This is a genomic window from Rhodococcus sp. 5A-K4 (assembly GCF_046097995.1).
Taxonomy (GTDB): domain Bacteria; phylum Actinomycetota; class Actinomycetes; order Mycobacteriales; family Mycobacteriaceae; genus Rhodococcus_F; species Rhodococcus_F erythropolis.
Window position 1 is genome coordinate 22,105 of record NZ_JBJURM010000044.1, and the last position, 15,735, is coordinate 37,839.

The 15,735-nt window shown below is 61.6% G+C and carries 14 protein-coding genes and 1 pseudogene; 6 read left to right on the forward strand and 9 right to left on the reverse strand.

Features of this window, described 5'->3' with window-relative positions; all coding sequences use genetic code 11:
* Positions 1-129: 129 nt before the first annotated feature.
* The 3 genes from ACKAMS_RS31875 to nhaA form a co-directional block, all read right to left on the reverse strand.
* On the reverse strand, positions 130-1,173 hold the full coding sequence (locus tag ACKAMS_RS31875; protein ID WP_256938652.1) for a potassium channel family protein: 1,044 nt from the start codon (positions 1,171-1,173) through the stop codon (positions 130-132).
* 124 nt (positions 1,174-1,297) lie between these two features.
* Positions 1,298-2,233 (reverse strand): alpha/beta fold hydrolase, encoded by a 936-nt coding sequence (locus tag ACKAMS_RS31880; protein ID WP_218680997.1) that lies wholly within the window; start codon positions 2,231-2,233, stop codon positions 1,298-1,300.
* 513 nt (positions 2,234-2,746) lie between these two features.
* Entirely contained in the window at positions 2,747-4,051 is a 1,305-nt protein-coding gene (gene nhaA / locus ACKAMS_RS31885; RefSeq protein ID WP_218681484.1) for a Na+/H+ antiporter NhaA, read from the reverse strand.
* Positions 4,052-4,778: 727 nt separating this feature from the next.
* Between nhaA and ACKAMS_RS31890 the strand changes: the two are divergent.
* Both ACKAMS_RS31890 and ACKAMS_RS31895 read left to right on the forward strand, forming a co-directional pair.
* Positions 4,779-4,978, forward strand: a pseudogene (locus ACKAMS_RS31890) (IS256 family transposase); the annotation flags it as partial.
* A gap of 474 nt (positions 4,979-5,452) precedes the next feature.
* Complete coding sequence (locus ACKAMS_RS31895; RefSeq protein WP_218681485.1) at positions 5,453-5,608, forward strand: hypothetical protein; 156 nt, start codon at positions 5,453-5,455, stop codon at positions 5,606-5,608.
* A gap of 125 nt (positions 5,609-5,733) precedes the next feature.
* Here ACKAMS_RS31895 and ACKAMS_RS31900 read toward each other — a convergent pair whose 3' ends face one another.
* Complete coding sequence (locus ACKAMS_RS31900; RefSeq protein ID WP_256938794.1) at positions 5,734-5,859, reverse strand: hypothetical protein; 126 nt, start codon at positions 5,857-5,859, stop codon at positions 5,734-5,736.
* Between the two features lie 997 nt (positions 5,860-6,856).
* Between ACKAMS_RS31900 and ACKAMS_RS31905 the strand changes: the two genes are divergently transcribed.
* Complete coding sequence (locus ACKAMS_RS31905) at positions 6,857-7,258, forward strand: helix-turn-helix transcriptional regulator (protein ID WP_218681486.1); 402 nt, start codon at positions 6,857-6,859, stop codon at positions 7,256-7,258.
* 1,505 nt (positions 7,259-8,763) lie between these two features.
* On the opposite strand, the gene ACKAMS_RS31910 is transcribed toward ACKAMS_RS31905, so the two are convergent.
* The 3 genes from ACKAMS_RS31910 to ACKAMS_RS31920 form a co-directional block, all read right to left on the reverse strand.
* Positions 8,764-9,825 (reverse strand): DUF4236 domain-containing protein, encoded by a 1,062-nt coding sequence (locus tag ACKAMS_RS31910; protein WP_218681487.1) that lies wholly within the window; start codon positions 9,823-9,825, stop codon positions 8,764-8,766.
* 24 nt (positions 9,826-9,849) lie between these two features.
* Complete coding sequence (locus ACKAMS_RS31915; protein WP_218681488.1) at positions 9,850-10,473, reverse strand: TerD family protein; 624 nt, start codon at positions 10,471-10,473, stop codon at positions 9,850-9,852.
* A 204-nt stretch (positions 10,474-10,677) separates the two neighbouring features.
* Entirely contained in the window at positions 10,678-11,265 is a 588-nt protein-coding gene (locus tag ACKAMS_RS31920) for a TetR family transcriptional regulator (RefSeq protein WP_308252561.1), read from the reverse strand.
* Between the two features lie 152 nt (positions 11,266-11,417).
* Here ACKAMS_RS31920 and ACKAMS_RS31925 point away from each other — a divergent pair, with 152 nt between their 5' ends.
* The 3 genes from ACKAMS_RS31925 (at position 11,418) to ACKAMS_RS31935 (ending at position 14,220) form a co-directional block, all read left to right on the forward strand.
* A complete protein-coding gene (locus ACKAMS_RS31925) occupies positions 11,418-12,371 on the forward strand; it encodes an aldo/keto reductase (protein WP_218681490.1) in 954 nt (317 codons plus the stop codon).
* Positions 12,362-13,246, forward strand: a complete 885-nt coding sequence (locus tag ACKAMS_RS31930) for an acyl-CoA thioesterase domain-containing protein (RefSeq protein ID WP_256938795.1) — start codon at positions 12,362-12,364, stop codon at positions 13,244-13,246. Before ACKAMS_RS31925 ends, ACKAMS_RS31930 begins: the two co-directional genes overlap by 10 nt.
* Positions 13,247-13,368: 122 nt before the next feature.
* Positions 13,369-14,220: a class II aldolase/adducin family protein gene (locus ACKAMS_RS31935; RefSeq protein WP_218681491.1), complete on the forward strand. Its 852-nt coding sequence runs from the start codon at positions 13,369-13,371 to the stop codon at positions 14,218-14,220.
* A 232-nt stretch (positions 14,221-14,452) separates the two neighbouring features.
* Here ACKAMS_RS31935 and ACKAMS_RS31940 read toward each other — a convergent pair whose 3' ends face one another.
* On the reverse strand, positions 14,453-14,773 hold the full coding sequence (locus ACKAMS_RS31940) for a type II toxin-antitoxin system PemK/MazF family toxin (protein ID WP_218681492.1): 321 nt from the start codon (positions 14,771-14,773) through the stop codon (positions 14,453-14,455).
* The gene (locus tag ACKAMS_RS31945) at positions 14,770-15,081 is read right to left on the reverse strand and encodes a hypothetical protein (protein WP_218681493.1); all 312 of its coding nucleotides are present in this window, start codon (positions 15,079-15,081) and stop codon (positions 14,770-14,772) included. Before ACKAMS_RS31945 ends, ACKAMS_RS31940 begins: the two co-directional genes overlap by 4 nt.
* Positions 15,082-15,735 lie beyond the last annotated feature (654 nt).

Sequence of the window (15,735 nt, forward strand, 5' to 3'; positions counted from 1 at the left end):
CCGCCGGCTGGGAGAAATCACGCTGAATCAGGTGTCACTGTCGGGCAGATACGTTCACTACGTGTGGACCAAACCGAACCGTGTTCCGCAAGCCGTCCCCAGAGTGAATATGCGGGAGACATGGAACCTTCAGGACGGTACGCGTCGAACGTAGAGCAGCTTGTCGCCTTGCTGCACGGTGTCGATGTCAGGACCGCCCACCCGGTGAAGGTGCCCACCGCGCACTACCCCGAGCACGATGTCGGACAAGTGACGTGGGGAGTCGCCGATTTCGGAGGGATGGACCTCGCGTTCGGTGATTGCCAACCCGGTTTCCGGGGTGAGGAGATCTTCGATCATCTCCACCACAGTCGGGGCTGTGGTGGACACACCGAGGAGTCGGCCCGCGGTCTCGGAGGAGACGACGACAGAGTTCGCGCCGGATTGGCGCAGCAGTTGGGTATTCTCCGATTCACGTACGGCGGCGACAATCCTGGCATCAGGGGCTATTTCCCGAGCGGTGAGCGTCACCAATACGGCGGTGTCGTCGCGGTTGGTGGCAACGACGATCGACGAGGCGCGATCGGCGCCGGCGAGTCGTAGTACATCGGATTTCGTTGCCGAACCGTGCACTGTCACCAATCCCTGTCCGATGGCTCGCTCGAGGACGACGGGGTCGGTGTCGACGACCACGATGTCGGAGGGGTGAACTCCGTCACCGAGTATCGCGGTTACCGCTGTGCGTCCTTTGGTGCCGTATCCGGCGACAATGGTGTGGTTTCGGGTGCTGCGCCTCCAGCGCTGAATCTTGAACGCTTGGCGCGAAGACTCCGTCAGTGCGGAGAGGGTAGTACCGACCAGAACGATGAGGAAGAACACCCGCAGTGGCGTGATGACGAGGACGTTGATCAGTCGTGCCTGATCGGTGACTGGTGCGATGTCTCCGTAGCCGGTCGTCGACAGGGACACGGTGGCGTAATAGATGCAGTCGAGGAGCGACAGGTCGTCACCCTGGGTGTCGGAGTATCCGTCACGGTCGAGATAGACCACCACGACAACGAGCGCCAGCGCGGTAAGTGCATATCCGATTCGGCGGAGGATGGCAGTGCCGGGACTGTTCTGTATTCCCGGCACCCGAAGCACACCGACCAGGGCGAAGTCGGGGCGGTCGGTGAGTGTCTCTGATCGGGTCAAACGTGACCGAAACCTGTTCCGAGAGACGCGTCCCACCTCGTTTCCATTCGGTTCTGTGCGCGTAGCTTAATGGTCGCCTCAGTGTGAGCTGGGTTTTCCCACAAGGGGGGGTGCCCTTCAGCTTTCACCGACCGTGCGCAGGCCGCCGAGTGAGTAGTTCGTGCTCTCGGAGGACGTGCGCGAGGTGCGATGGATGTTCGACGGGTGTCAGGTGACCTGCACCGCTTAGTTCGACCATCGAGACAGGGTGCTCACGGAAAACCCTGTTGACGGTCCGTCGGGGAGCGAGGGGATCATCGCTGCCCACTACGGCAGTTACGGGGGTGTGTCGGGTCCAGATGTCGATCCGGTCTCTCCCGAGTAGTGGACGTGATGGGGTGGGGTGGCAGTAGGCGCCGACGTTGCAGAACCACGTCACCAGGGCGGCGGAGGGCACGAAGTGTGGTCCGGTGATGTGTTCGAGGTAATGCTGCGCTGCATCGATGTCTGTGCTTCGGCGCCACAGGAAGCGCCGCGCCGCGCCCCAGGCGTTCCAGCCGGACCGGGAAAGCCTCTCTGGGTTCGCCAGAACTGTTCCCGCAACACGTGAATGTGGTGTGGAGGAAAGGACTATGGCGGCGCCCAAGGCATGGCCTATCAGCACGATGGATCTCTCACCGAGTGCGTCGGTGACCTCGTCGAGCCAGTCGCCGTAGTGAGCCAGGTCCGCGGAGGCGGGGCGCCGAGCGGCACTCATTCCCGGTTCGCCGGGAACATCGACGACGAACACTTTGCGGGTAGAAGCGATTTCGGTGACCGCGGCTTCCATCGTTGCTGCGCTGAGCCCTGCGCCGGGGACGAGCACGACCGGTGGTAGGGGTGAGGCAGTGCCGGTTGTCAGGATCACGGTGTTGCCGAGTGAGGTGTGTACTCGTCGAAGTTCCCACGGCAGTGACCATGTCAGCAGGAGTTTGCGGGCCGCTGTGTGTAGTTGCAGTTCGTCGCCGGGGCAGCGAAAACCTGATTCGAGTTGCGGCGGTGTGGGTGTGCTGCTTGAGGTTTGGGGGGTGAGGTGGTTCATGGTTCTCCTGGCCGAAGGGGACAGCCTTGAGCTGTCGCCGACCAGACTTCCCGGCACACCGTGCGCAACAGTAACCGACGATCACCGAAAGTTGGGCATCCGCCACGGCAGTCGAAACGCATCCGATCAACCAGCAGAACATCGAACGCAAAACAGAGGTCGCCTTCCACCTCGATTGTAGGCGTCTGCCGCCCACCGAAATCGAGATCTCGCCGCTCGCGTGGAGATCTCGGTTTCGGTGAGGCGCCCGAGATGACCTCGGAGGCGTTTTCTCAGTGACATCGGTGCTGTGGTCCCGGATTTGCTGTGCATCACGATGGACTCCGTGCGCGTCAACCCGCCGTAGTAGTTGAACAGATGATCCGTCTGTACACGACGCATCAACGCGCAGTAGTGAACTGTCTGCGAAGCCGGTGGCGGTGAAGAAGATGTTCTCTCCCGAGACGAGGTCCTCCGTGTGTCATCAAAGGTTCGTCCTTCGCATCGTCGGGGTTCGGTGTTGCTGCGGGGCTGTCACGGGTGGTGGTAGATGTCGGGGATACCGTCGTTGTCGTCGTCGCGGGTCTCTCGTTCTTCGATGACACGGTAGGTGCGGTTGCGCAGCCGTAAGATGATCGACGCCAACACTGCTGCGATGATGGTGCCGGTGAGTACCCCGATCTTCACGTGATCTCCGCGCACGGCGTCGCCGGCGAACGCGAGCTCACCGATCAGCAACGAGACCGTGAATCCGATACCGCCGAGCATCGCGACCCCCAGTACGTCCCACCACGTCAGATCATTGTCGAGTTCGGCTTTCGTGAACTTCGCGGTCAAGTAGCTTATTCCCACGATGCCGACCACTTTTCCGACCACGAGGCCAGCGACAATACCGAGGGCGACGTGGTCGGCGAGTGTATCGACGAATCCGGTGAGACCACCGATGGTCACGCCTGCGGCGAAGAACGCGAACACCGGGACAGCCAGCCCGGCGGAAAGTGGCCGGATGCGGTGCTCGAAGTACTCCGCGAGCCCCGGGCCGGCATCCGGCCCGCCCGCTGCCTGGCTACGCAGTACAGGAACGGTGAATCCCAGGAGCACGCCGGCGACAGTTGCATGCACTCCGGACTCGTGCACCAACCACCATGTCGCCAACGCGAGGGGAATGAGAAGCCACGGGCTGCTCATCCGCCGCTGTACTGCAAAAGCGAACGCCGCCAACGGAATCAACGCAAGTTCGAGGTAGGTGAAGTTGAGATCATCGGTGTAGAAGATCGCGATCACCGTCACTGCCAACAGATCGTCCACGACGGCCAGCGTGAGCAGAAACGTACGTAGCGCTGTCGGAAGGTGAGATCCGACGACGGCGAGGACCGCGACAGCGAACGCGATATCGGTTGCTGTCGGGATCGCCCATCCGTTCAACGCGCCGCCGCCGGCATTGATGTTGATCGCCACGAAGATGAGGGCAGGAACGATCATGCCGCCGATCGCGGCCATCACCGGAAGCACCGCACGCCTCGGGTCGCGCAGATCACCGGCGACGAATTCGCGTTTGAGTTCGAGACCGACGACGAAGAAGAAGATCGCCAACAATCCGTCCGCTGCCCACGCCCCTAGCGAAAGGTTCAGGTGCAGACTCGATGGGCCGACGGTGAAGTCACGCAACGAATCGTATGCATCCGACCAAGGAGTATTCGCCCAGATCAGAGCGGTGGCCGCAGCGATGAGCAGGAGGACACCACCCACGGTTTCCTTGCGGAGCACCGCGGTGACGCGTTGAGTTTCGGGCCAAGACCCGCGGGAGAACAACGGTAAACGGGAGAAAGGGGAGGTCATCACTGACTTTCAGGCCTTGCGCACCTCCCAACACATGAGGAAAGGAGATGCGCTTGGTGAACCACCCACGCAGGAGCAATTCCGGTCACAGAAGGCAAAGCGACAGCACCACGATGGACACTTCCCGCCCGAATTGCTGTGAAATCAGGTCAGGAAGGCGGGAGCTGTCAATGATGAGAAGGCGGGCAGCCGGCGAGTTTGCCGTGAGAATTCGTACCCCACGAGGTGGTGTAGCCGTTCGTGCCACCCGGGCGCAGATTTTCTCCGAAGAACATCATCGACGGCTCGTGAAACCGAGTAGATGCACCCGCTTCCTCCGTCGGGTCGCTACTCGTGATCATGGCACCGGACTCGCCACGAGGAGTCGCATACCGGATCTGCACAATGCCATTCTACCTGGCGAAAACCGGGATGTTTCTGCCTCGCCTTCGCTGCCAGAGCCATTCGAGTGCAGAATTCCCGCTCGCCATGTCCAACGAGAGGGGACCAGTTTCATTGCGCACCATCAGCATCGAGAGTTCCGGAATCCAGAAGCCCCTAGAGCTCAGTAGCACCTCGCGGCACCAACACGCAAGGACGATGACACTTCGGATTCTCCTCTGCGGTCAATGACCGAGGCCATACGGCAGTGGGCTTCGGGCAGGTCACGTCGACATCCGCTTCCGCCAGTTCGGCCCATTCAGGCGCATATCGCGATCCGCGGTGTTGTGATGAATGAGCCCAGACAGTCGTAGAAATCTTCCCTAATTATGCCGCGTTCCTGAGATTGGCGACCGCGGTGGTCAATCGAAGCTCACGACGAGTGGCAGGTCGCCCGCAGCTAATGTCTCGGACTTCAGCATAGACGAACTCAGAAAGGTCATCGCAGACAAAGTCCGCGCAGCAGCCACGGCTGAATCTTCGACCAAATCACACCAAATCGCCTAACAGTCAACATGACTCGTCGATCACAACACTCGACGCTCAACCTGATCCGAAGTCCATGCATGAATCCGTTCGCTTGCACGTGAACTGGGGTACTCCTCCGAAAGTGCCTTCAGTGCGGCGTTCAAGCGACATGTCGGTGAGGCCCTGTTGAGCTATCGTTCTCGGATCCGCGCCATCCCCGAAGGAAGGGTCGGGGCGTGACGAGGCCAGGTTGATGCTGTGGTGTCGGAGCGACAACGCCAGCACGGCGAATCTCAGCGGAGGATCAGCTCGTGGCTATCGGCGGCACCGAAGTTGATCAGACTCCGCCCCGTGGGATGGTCCGACCTCGTGTTTGCGCCTAATCCTGGCACCGTCATGGATGGCACTTCCTCCGTGGTTTAGAAGAGTCATCCGCGCGCCATCCTCACGGCCAATGTGAACTGTCGCTCGGACGGTAGGTCTGCAATCCGGATCCTCGTGAATGGCGATGCGGTGAATAACAGTTCCGATATCGGGGGTTATGACGTTCGCGGCGGAACTGCAGTCGGCTACCCGTTGACCGCCGGGGACGGGGTGAAGGTTCAGTACAACGGAATCAGCCAGTTCGGCACCACTATCTTCACACGAAGCGGCTTCACCGTTCTGTAAAAAATGGGCGCCCCTACCGGGATTCGGTGGGGCGTCTTTTGGTGTTTCATACGGCGTGATTGGCCGAATAAACTGGGCCGAGTTGGTTGGCCCCGCAGCAGCGGTGGGTGGGCTCTGTTGGGTCTTCAGCGGACGAGGCGGTGCCCGAGAGGTACGCCGAAGGGCTGAGTCGTTGCCACCGAACCGAGTGATCGGTTCACGAAGGCGATGACGAGAGCTCCGGTTACGAGGCACAGTGCTTTTCGTTTCACGACATCTCCGTTTCGAGGCCCGTTAGATTCTGCAGGTTTCCGGTCGCAGATAGTTGCCAAGAGTAACTAGACCCGGGCTTTTTCATTCCGCAAAAGGGCAACCCTGACGGCCACACAAGATAGGGGACCGTTAGGGCTGGTAAACGAACAACAGCATCGCTATACGTTTACAATCCGACCATACCTGCAACGGTAGCCGTATCGTAACCTCCAGGTCTTTTCATCTCCGACTTCGCCCTCTGTCGCAGTTAGGCGGGCCGCGAGATGCGTGAGTTCGCAGTGGCAAACCCGAGACGACGTCGATAGCGACTCTCGGATCAGAATGACATCCGCAGGACAGGAACTTCGGTGATCTTGCTGCAGTCTCAGCCGTTCGGCCGGCGAGATCCATGGGCCGTCGTAAACCACACTGCTGCAGCGTCGGCATTGCGTGCAGTATGCACCGTTTTTCATCAGCTAATACAACTCTCGCTGTCCGGGTCCCGACCCGTGGAAGATCTTAGTCGGCGCGATCGAGGCGAGCGCTGTCAGCTCGGGACTGAGCAGCGTGGCTGACCGTGTTACCGGCGTCGAGCTGCCGCGGCAGCTGTCTACCGCATGAGGGGAAGATCAAACCTCAATCGCGTCGGGCATTTTCGAGATCCAGGGGTGGTCAAAGGGCCACCAGCGAGTGTGTGATCAGCACGCTGGCGGCCCGGGGTGCGCCGAGAACCGAGGCGGAAGCGGCGCACCGTTTATGGTGCCCTGCCGACTATCTGGGGGGAGATCGCGTCGGCAGGGCATACGCCATACCCGAAGTTGGGGGTTCGAGCGATGCCGCCGACGAAAATCTACGGATCCGAGGGTTCCGATACCAGTCTACGCGGAGTTACAGATACTTGAGTGTTGAACTATCCCCAATTCATTCACAGCACATGGCGATAACTGATCCGAGCGCGAAGCATTCGAACTGTTTCGCTGCGCGAATATTCAGAAATTCCGTGGGAAAATAACGCCCATGGCTTCAGGATTCGCAGCTTGGGTTCGAGACCAGATCGTGGTCCGCGGCTATGAAAGTCCAGAGGAAGCAGCTCGGGCGCTCGGTGTGTATCCATCCCAGATGCGCCAGTGGACAAGGATCGCTCGGTCCCCAACGCCGCAGGTACTGCGGCGTGTGGCAGCGTTGTTCGATGCGCCTGTGCAGGAGGTGTTGATTGCCTCCGGGTTCATGACTGAAGACGAAAACGTGCCGTTGTCGCCGACACGAATGTCGTTGCAGCAATTGTCGAACAAGCAGATTCTCGACGAGATTCGACGCCGGACTGTGGGAGACGCGGGAGGGCCGCCGATTCCTGTGCGCGTGAACGGAGTTCTTCATTCGCCGGATGGCCCGCCCTCAGTGTTCGTCAGCAACACCTAGGCGGGCCGCGCACGTCGAGCCGGCAAGGGCGAACGTGCACGAGGGATACTACTTCTCGAGTATGGGGCCGAATCACGATTGGCGGTTGCATACGGTGCTCAAGTACTAGGCAGGCACTTCGCCAGCGCGTCCATAGTGCCTATGGCTCAACATGGCGGCGCGAGCGTTTGGAGAGGCCCACCCCCGGCGAGTGCACAGCCGGAGGGCAGGCCTTGCGCGGCCGAACTGACCACTCAGAATCGCCGCAGCAATGAAATGATATCCAATTTCCGCGTTCAAAATGCCAGATAGTACTTCGAGTTTGCGATCCGAGTGCGAAAACTCATTGCCGATAACTTGTATTGTGTCGTGTTGGAGTCCGCATATACTGCGCTGCAACGCATCTGGACTTCATGGGCGAATGCTGTCATAGGTCGGACCGCTATTGTCCACAGATTCCTCGGATCGCATTCTCGGACAGGACTATTCGTATCCGAATGCGGCTTGTCCAAACCCCCGGAGCCGCCGCTGTCCCGCTCCGCCTTCGATCGAGCCGAAGATGGTGAGCGTACGAACATGGCGGGTACTCGAACCGGTCGACGATCTAATGCTTCACGACATCTTCGCGAGGTTGAATCCACGAGTACGTGGCGCACAGTGCCTGAGAGAAATCGTTGGGTGAGGTCGCCAGTTCCCTCGAGACTGTCGGGGTGCCGCTTCGAAGCCGGGGTACGAACCTACTTAGTCTGGCAGGATAGGCGTTTGACCGCAGACAGGTTATGCGTCGAGGCCCCGCTGACAGAAGTCGGCAGCCTTAGTGCGTCTGCGGAGATGGTTTCGTAGTCCGACTCCCGTGCTGGACTTGACAGACTGGCATCTGGGGCAGCGATACACGTGACGATGAGCCGGTGGACGTGCAGAGGACAATGGTGGCGTGGATGGCGCCGACAGAATGGGCTCGAGCTCCACATTGAAGGTTACGGGTACACGCAGACATACGGAACGCGAGATCTCGACAGCGCTCGCATGATGGTCCTCGACTATCTCGTCACGATCGATGAACCAGCCCGAGAGACGTGGCGATTTGTTGGACCGACAGCGGTCAGTAGTGCACCACCGGTAGTTCAGGGGATATGAGGAGCACCGCGACCGGGTGCCGGTCGTGAGTCGATGTCGGGGTCGCGCGGGTACCCGCCGGTGAAATGTGCAAGCGCCAGATCCAGAAGACCGAATTCGGCGTTACCCAACTCGCACCGCTTTGACCTGTAGGGCACAGATCAGAGCCAGGTCGGTCTTGGGACGTCCTCATCTTTGAGTCTCCCTTGCTGGGCCGGGTGCAATGGGATGCGAAGACGGCCGAACTGTTTGTGGTGTGTTATTGATCGGCTGCGCTGAATCTAATCAACCCGCGTTCTGCGTTGTGAGGGCGATCGCCAACGCAGTGGGGCGGGGGATGCACGGTGAAGAAGGCAGTCGCGGCGTTGGGGGAACGACTGCGTCGACAGGATTTGCCGCGATCGGCATGGTCAGGGTAGCGCTGCGAGTGCTTCCTGGAGTCCTGGGTAGGTGGGGTCTTCGGCGAGGATTTTTTCGATGCCCTTGCGTGCGGCGGCTTTCCGGTTCTGGGAGAGATCGACCTGGGCGCGTTCGAGGAGAGCGCGGTGGCGCACCTCGGAGGCGCGGGAGCGGACTCGCAGTGCTTCTTTGAAACCTTCGCGCGCAGCGTCGTTGTATCCGAGCTGAGCGAATGCTCGCCCGCGCAGTGCGAACAGTAGCGCGGTGGCGTCGTCCTCGTTGGTGATGCCGTTGGTCAGATCGACAACGTCTTGGTGCCGGTCGGCGGAACTGTAGAGATCCGCCAGCGAGAGTGCTGCGTGGGCTGTCGGGGTCGCGTATTCGACTGTCCAGATTGCGGCGGGGAGGTCGTCGGCGCTTTGGTGCAATTCGGCGGCGGCGAGGATGAGGACGTCGTCGCTGATGCGCAGGGCAGCTGTGACGCCGTGGACTATTTCTACCGGCCACCTGCGTTCAGGGAGATATTTCTGCACGAAGGGATCCGTAGACAGGTCGACGTGTTGGGCGACGACCCATCCGAGGAGTGAACGTGCTCGGTGGGCGGCGGCGGGGTTGGTGTCGGCGAATTCGAAGTGCAGCAAGCCTTCCAATGCTGCGGCGAGGATCCGTATGTTCGGGGCGATGTGCCCGTGCCGTTGCGCGACGCCGATGTAGTCGGCTGGTGTCCGTGAGTGCAGGATCTGGAACAGTTCACGTTCCCAGGCCGTCGCATGGGGCGGCGGCATCACCGGCGCCGGCGGTGGAGGTGGGAGTTGAGGTACAGGCGTCGCCGCGGCAGTGGGAGTTCGGCGGCGGGGAGCGGATGTGCTGGTCGGTCGGGATCTGTTGCCCCCGATCGTCGTTTGATGCGAGAGCCCGGTACCGGGCACGGAAAGGGTTCGGCTGACGCGGCCGTTGGCGTGTTTGGTGATTCGGGCGCCCTTGACGCCTGCGGAGTAGCCGATGCCGCTGCGGCTTACGTTGACGCGAACTCCGGGAGCTATTTGGATGCTTTTGCGGATTCTGAAACCCATGATCGGCTCCTACAGTTCGTACTCCTACAGTTCGTATCCGGCGGGGACGGGCGGGTTGGACCAGTCGATTGGCGGTGGGCCGTGGACTACGGGTGAGGAAGCGGGTTCGGATGTTTGGGCGTCGTCGACGGTGACACCGAAATCGCGGGCCAGACCGGCGAGTCCGTCGTGGTAGCCCTGACCGACGGCACGAATCTTCCAGCGGTGGTCGCGGCGGTAGATTTCGACGGTGACGGCCGCAGTTTCGCTGCTCCAGTCGTCGATAATGAACGTAGCGAGTGCGCTACCGCTTGCTCCATGGACGGCGATGTCTGCCTGTCCCAGGTCCGCGAGAGTTGCCGGGGTAGGCGCATCGAGACTGAGGACGATCACGATGCGCTCGATCTCCTGATCGAGGCGGTACAGGTCCACTGTGATGCGGTCCTCCACCGATGTTCTGGCACTACGTTTGCCTCCGTGGTGAGTGGAATCGTCTCTGGACTCGGCCTGGTTGTAAAACACGAAATCGAAGTCGCCGCGCACCTTCCCGTCGGGGGTGAGCAGGAGCGCCGATAAGTCGGCGTCGATCGCGGGGCATTTGTGCCATGTGCAGCGCACAACGACCTCGGCCTGATCGAGTGGGGCGTTCTGCCCTTTGCTCAACTGCACGTGATGCACTCCCTTGTACCGGCTGAGCTACATCAAATCAGGACGGGATCTCTGGCCGGTTGTGCGGTCCGGCGAAAGCTTCGAGTTGGCGCGGGCGGGCGAATCGCGACCGAGGACTCGACGGTGTGCCGGTAGCAATTGCCAGTTGAGATGACAAGAGTACTTGGACCAAGTGTGGCGTCGAGGGAGGTCGTCAGTCCACTGTCACGGTTGGTCCGCGATCGTCGTGGCGGGGAACAGCCGCTCGACCGCGGCGACGATGGCTGCGCGGCGGTCCGCCAGGAACTCATCGCGCACACTCTTGGTAGTAGGCAGGCCGGGCTGGTCGGCCCAGGCCGATGCGAGCTGGCTGACGAAGACGAGGACGTCGAGCGGGTCCCATGAGGGATCGAGCAGGCCGTCCTGTTGTGCGCGGCGGAGCTTCGCCGTCTTGTTCCGGGCCGTTTCCCGGGCGGCGTCGTCGGTGCCGACGAATTCGAGCTCTCCCCAACGCATTATGCGCCGGTTGTCGGGGTTGGCGACGAAGTAGTCGTGGACCCGTCCTGCGTAGCCGGGCAGATCGGCGGGGTCCAACTGCGTCGCTTCGGCTACCGCGTCGAGCTCGCGGGCGGCGACGAAGCGATAGAGCGCTTCTTTGCTTCGAAAGTAGGCGTAGACCCGTTCTTTGCTGGTCTTGGCAGATTTCGCGATCCGATCGATGCGCGCACCGGCGATCCCGTACCGCGCGAATTCGGCCGTGGCCGCTTCGACAATGCGGTCACGAGACGAATCGATGCGAGACGAGGACGACACTCGGAAAACCATACCAAGTCGTCCTATTTGTTTTGGCCAAGATGTTGAAGCGCCCTTCCTCATATCGCACCAAACGGTTGGTTTGCCGTTTTCGGGATTCGGAGTTAGCATCACACCAAACGGTTTGGTTTGGCAACGGAGGAGGGCAATACATGCAGGACAGGGCATTGGGAACGCAAGGACTGACCGTCTCGGCGGTAGGTTACGGATCGATGGGCACGGTAGTCGGGTACGGAGCCAGCGACGACACCGAATCGGTCGCCGCGATCCGCCGTGCGCACGATCTCGGCGTGACTTTCTTCGACACCGCCGAGATGTACGGCTGGGGAGAGGGGGAGAAACTCCTCGGCCGCGCGGTGGCGCCATTTCGTGACGAGGTGGTGATCGCCACCAAGTTCGGGTTCACCCCCCGCTTCGGGACCGACTCACGCCCCGAGCACATCCGCGAGGTGGTCGAGACAAGCCTGCGCAACCTGGGAGTGGACAGTATCGATCTGCTCTATCAGCACCGAGTCGACCCCGCCGTACCGATCGAGGATGTCGTCGCCACCATGGCCGAGTTCGTCGACGCCGGCAAGGTGAAATACCTCGGCCTGTCCGAAGCGCCGCCCGAAGACATCCGCAAAGCTCATGCGGTACACCCGATCTCGGCTCTGCAAACCGAGTACTCGATCTTCGCTCAGGATGCCGAGCCCCTGTTCCCGCTGCTGGAAGAGCTCGGCATCGGATTCGTCGCCTATTCCCCGCTGGCGCGTGGATTCCTCACCGGCACAGCGAAACCGGCTCGCGACTACGACCCGACCGACTTCCGTACCCTCATGCCCTGGTGGAATGCCGACAACTATGACGCCAACGCACGCATCGTCGGCCAGCTCACCGAACTCGCCGACGCCCAAGCCATGACGGTCTCGCAGCTGGCACTGGCCTGGACTCTTGCTCAACGCGACTACATCGTCCCGATTCCGGGCTCGCGCAACCCCGACCGCGTCGTGCAGAACATCGCAGCCGGTGACATTGCGCTGACCGTAGAGGACCTCGAGCGCATCGCCGCGATCGCTCCCGACGGCGGGCAGGGCGGCCGCGGCACCCCCTCGCCATGGCTGTAGAAAACCGCCGGCCCGGGCACGCCGGTACCCCCGTCTCCGACGGAGGAGACGTCATGGCCGCGTTCTTCACGTGCGAGAACGGGCGGTACATCCCTGGCCGCAAGTCCTTGAGCGCCTGGAGCGCCACTCAGTTGTCCGGCACTGTCGTCTGTGGACTGTTGGCGCATGGGCTGGAGACCTGCAGTCCAGGAATAGAGTTCGTGCCTGCCCGGTTCGCGGTCGACATGTTCAGCCCGGTTCTCGACGAGCCGATCGAACTGCGCAGCGCGGTCGTCGGGGATGGCAACCGTATCCGGGTGGCCGACGCGCACATCGTTCAGCGAAACCAGGTCCGGGCCCGCGCGACCGCGCAGTTCCTGATCGCCTCCGCCGAACCGCCCGGGGAGATCTGGCGACCTATCCATGACATGCCTGTTCCTGACGCCCGCCTTGACCACGCGGACGGCTCGATGCCTTTGTTCAAATCCGGGGCCGGCGAGTGGACGCACAGCTTTACCTCCGGCTTGAACTCGCACCGCAAAACCGTGTGGAACAACATCCCGCCTCTGGTGGACGGGATGCCGATCACCACGTTCGAGCGCTCGGCGGTCGTCGCCGACTTCACCAACCTGGTGTGCAACTGGGGTACAGCGGGGGTCGGCTACATCAACACCGATGTCACCATGACCCTGTCCCGGCTACCTGAGGGGCCAGAGCTGGGCCTACATGCCTGGGACAACGTATCTGCGAACGGGATCGCGGTCGGGACCGCGAGCCTCTACGACCGCACCGGACCACTAGGGACCTGCACGATCACTGCACTGTCCAACGCTCGTCGGCAGGTCGACGTGGCGGTTGCAGGCGAGGCGCAGCCAGCGACCGCCGGCATGATCTGAGCCTTCTTGGCCTAGCGGGCTGCGATCGCGGCCCACGTCCGATTCATCACCGCCCGCCGCCCTTTCGTTTCGGCGGCGGCACTCCCGCACAGATAGTTTCTTTGAGAAAGGCAACTCGCTCCATGACCATCACTGCAACGGATCCCAGGCCGCGTGAACGCGCTGAGAAGGCGGTCGGATTCGCCGACCGCGAATTGCCGTTCCCGCTGCCACCGACTTTCGACTCGGTCGACGCCGAGCGCGAGTACCGAAAAGAGCAACTGGCCGATGGCTTCAAGATCTTCAGCCGGCTCGGATTCTCCGAGGGCGTGACCGGGCACATCACGGTACGAGACCCCGGCGAACCGGACACTTTCTGGGTCAACCCGTTCGGCATGGCGTTCTCTCGGATCACGGCGGCGGACCTGGTCCGCTGCGACCATGACGGCAACGTTTTGGAGGGGCGCTTTCACGTCAACCGCCCGGCCTTCGTCATTCACGCAGAGGTGCACCGTGCACGGCCTGATGCCGTGTCTTCCGCCCATGCGCACGCGCTGCACGGCAGGGCTTTCTCCACGCTCGGGATCCCGCTGGACCCGCTCACCCCGGACGCGTGCGCGTTTTTCGAAGACCACGGCCTGTACGCGGAATTCGGCGGTGTCGCCAACGATGTCGAGGAGGGCAAGCGGATCGCCGAGTCACTGGGCGATCACAAGGCCGCGATCCTGCAGAACCACGGCCTGATCACGGTCGGCAAGTCGGTGGCCGAGGCGGTGTGGTGGTTCGTATCGATGGACCGCGCATGCCAGGCGCAATTGCTGGCGATGGCGGCCGGCACCCCGAAACCGATCGACCGTGAATCGGCGCTGAAGGTCCGTATGCAGACCGGCGGGCACTTCTCGGGTTGGTTTCAAGCCCAGCCGATGTGGGCTGAGCTGACGGAACCGAACTCGGACTCATCCGACCGTCTGGCGGCTGAGTCGGGGGCGGCCTAGCGCATGGCGAGGGATTACTCACTCGTCGCCGAGAGCCACGAGAGCTCGCCTTGAGCTAGAGAAGGAAACGAGGGGCGGTTCATCAGCCAGCTGATGAACCGCCCCTCCTCTGCCTCGACCCTGCACCTAGACCCGATCGAACTCGCGGAGATACCGAATCACCGGCAGGCTGCGCAAAACCTAGCGAAAGAACCTCTCCCGAAACCAACGTCACAGTCGTTCGGTCGGTTCGTCAGGGCAGCCCAAGTGCGATCGCAAGAGCTTTGTTCAGTTTGACCACGGTCGCGGGGGAGAGCGATCCCGCAGGCCTGCTCGCGGCGATCTCGTCGTCGAAGAGCTGGATGAGGTCATCCGCCAGGATCGAACCAACGAGAGGATCCGCGGCCCCGAGAGGGACGGCCGTCGGAACACCGGGCTTCGGTGTGGTGGTCACACGGGCGGCGAGGACTGTGTCCAAGTTGCGATTCCGGACATTGTTGGACACCACCACCCACGGCTTCTCGCCGTGCCCCATGTCGAACCAGTAGATCTGCCCGCGAAGCGCGGCCGTCATTCGCCGTAGGCCTGGTCGACACGCTCGGCGTAGCGATTACGGCGCGTTCGCTGCTCACCCAGCCCCTCTGCCTGATCCTTCGCAAGCTCGGCATAGCCAGCCGCGAGCGCCTTCTCACGAAGTGACTCCGCACCTGCACGCAGCAGTGCACGGACAATTCCCGACTCGGAATTGTCACGGACGGTGATGTGATGCTGCTGCGCCCACTCACGCAAGATGCCCGATTCAAGACGATCAGGATCGGAAAATACGGCTAGCTCGGCCTGATCGTCACTATCGAGAGTCACGGGCAATCGCTTCACATTCATGTCTCACATTATGACTCACAAAGTAAAACAACACAACGGTTTTGCCGTGCGAAACACCTCGTTTGGGGGCGGTCGAGCGCCGCGGAAATTGCGTTCTCCGTGGCTATCCCGTTACTGGCGAGCCCTTGAGCGGCGGTGATAGCCATAGAGACAGTGTGCAACTGAGCTCTGCCATGGTCGTCGAGCGCATGACGCTCGCATTTCGACGCCGCGTTGTCGAACGCGATTGCGTGAACACCGGCGGTCGAGTTCGGTCCAGCGGCGCAAGCGTGTGGGTGAAAAACGCGCAACGGGTCTGGTGGGCCCGCAGTGCGCACAGGGCGTCTGCGGCGTCGACCGTGCACGGAAGTGATCATGAGGAGCAGATCAGGTCCACGCCACGTCTGATGCGGTGAGGATAAATCGGTCTGCCCACCGCTTGTGGGGTTGCACATTTACGCTCGAATTGGCGGCCTGGGCTGATGTGAAGATGCCGCACTGCTCTTGGGTGAGGTCTGCCAGCGCCAGGAAGCGATCATCGCCTTGCGGGCACCAACAATTTTCTTGCCGGCACCAACAATTTTACTGTAGTTGCAATTATTGACGACCCAGTATGGAGTTGGTAGGACCCCGTTTGGTGAGCCACTCGGTATCAGAGAATCAATGCGTGTGAAT